General features: G+C 62.1%; 2 protein-coding genes. One reads left to right on the forward strand and one right to left on the reverse strand.

Translation table 11 applies throughout. From position 1 onward, the window contains the following. Positions 1-144 precede the first annotated feature (144 nt). Positions 145-936: a GntR family transcriptional regulator gene (locus tag DBR22_RS22820; protein WP_108600850.1), complete on the reverse strand. Its 792-nt coding sequence runs from the start codon at positions 934-936 to the stop codon at positions 145-147. 184 nt (positions 937-1,120) lie between these two features. Here DBR22_RS22820 and DBR22_RS22825 point away from each other — a divergent pair, with 184 nt between their 5' ends. Next, on the forward strand, positions 1,121-1,414 hold the full coding sequence (locus tag DBR22_RS22825) for an HPr family phosphocarrier protein (protein ID WP_108600851.1): 294 nt from the start codon (positions 1,121-1,123) through the stop codon (positions 1,412-1,414). Positions 1,415-1,518 lie beyond the last annotated feature (104 nt).

The raw sequence follows: 1,518 nt of genomic DNA on the forward strand, positions 1-1,518 counted from the left end.
CCTGGCACTTTCCCCCGTTAAAGACGACACGGTCGTTGCAACTCCCAAAAATTCTGGGTGTTGCAACGACCGCTAGAACCCGCCCCTCGGACCAGGCCTTTTGCGTTGGCGGCCGGAGGTACCGGCTCTCCTGCCAGAACGTGATCAGTTGCTGCGATACCCTGAGGCGTGGTTGCGGGCAGGCCTGGCACCGGGTCGCTGCAACGGAACCCACAGCTTGTACCGATCCGCCCGGTAGTAGGAGACCGAGTAGTCCACCATCGCCCGGGCAACAAAAGCGTGGCGTTGAATCTTAAGCAAGGGCGTCCCAACATCGACGTTAAGAAGCCGGGCAGTTGACGGTGATGCCGCCGTCGCCTCGATCATGTCCTCGCCCCACTCCATCACCAGGCCGAACTGTTCGCTGAGCACGTTGTAGAGGGAAGTTGGAGGATCGCCGTCCAGCAGCCCCGGAACACGGTGTGCCGGGATGAAGTTCTCGTCCACGCTCATGGGCTCGCCGTCAGCCAGCAGGAGCCTCCGGAACCGCACGAGGGGTGTCCCCTCCTCGACCTGTAGCTCACGGGCTAGGAAAGCACTCGCACCGATCTGCTCGAAACTGAGCACCTTTGCCGCGGGGACCATTCCGCGCCGCTGCATTTCCTCGCTGTAGGAAGTGAGTTTTACCTGAAGGTCGAGTTTTGGCTTCCGGACGAACGTTCCGAGGCCTACGACGCGCTCAATGACCTCTTCACCAACCAGTGCGTCGATGGCCTGGCGGACCGTCATCCTGGCGAGGCCAAACCTTGCCGCCAGATCGCGTTCAGATGGCAAGGCCGATCCCGGCGGACAGGAATCACTGATGTAGGCCCTGAGGAGTTCCCTCAGCTGGACGTAGATGGCAATTCCGCTGCTCCGGTCAATTTCACCGGCAACTCCGCCGGCATCAGCAGCCACGGAAGGACTCTCCTGCTTCTGTCTTCACCCTCCAATCTTAAAGCAACCGGGAGCAGGTCTAGACCAGCCGGGCTCATGGCTTCAGGGGCCGCCGCCACATTTGGATGCGCAGGCAGTTGGCCAGCTATATTGGACAGGAAATTTCAGCTGTAGACGGCTGCGCCGTCTGGAATAGGGAGCCCACTTGCCAGTGCACAAAGCGGTCGTGTCGGCGTCAATCGGATTGCACGCCCGCCCGGCAGCGGTGTTTGTCAGGGCCGTGACCGAAACAGGACTTCCCATCAGGATCCGGAAGGAAGGCATTGACGGGGTCGACGCCAGGTCGCTGCTCGAAGTCATGACCGCAGATTTCGAATGCGGCTGCGAGGTGGAGCTTTCCGTACCGGACAGCGCCGCTATGGATCCCTCCAGCCTCCAGGCAGCCGAGGAGGCCCTCCAGTCACTCGCCGCCCTTCTGGAGTCGCAGGGGGCCCACTGACGCCGTGCTGCGGCATCATCCGGACCTGGGCGACAATGCCCTTTCTCCCCCGGCAGCGCCGAAGTACGTCGGGGTGACTACGTGGCTACCGACTTCTACGGCGG

It is taken from the genome of Arthrobacter sp. HMWF013, from assembly GCF_003061105.1.
GTDB lineage: Bacteria > Actinomycetota > Actinomycetes > Actinomycetales > Micrococcaceae > Arthrobacter.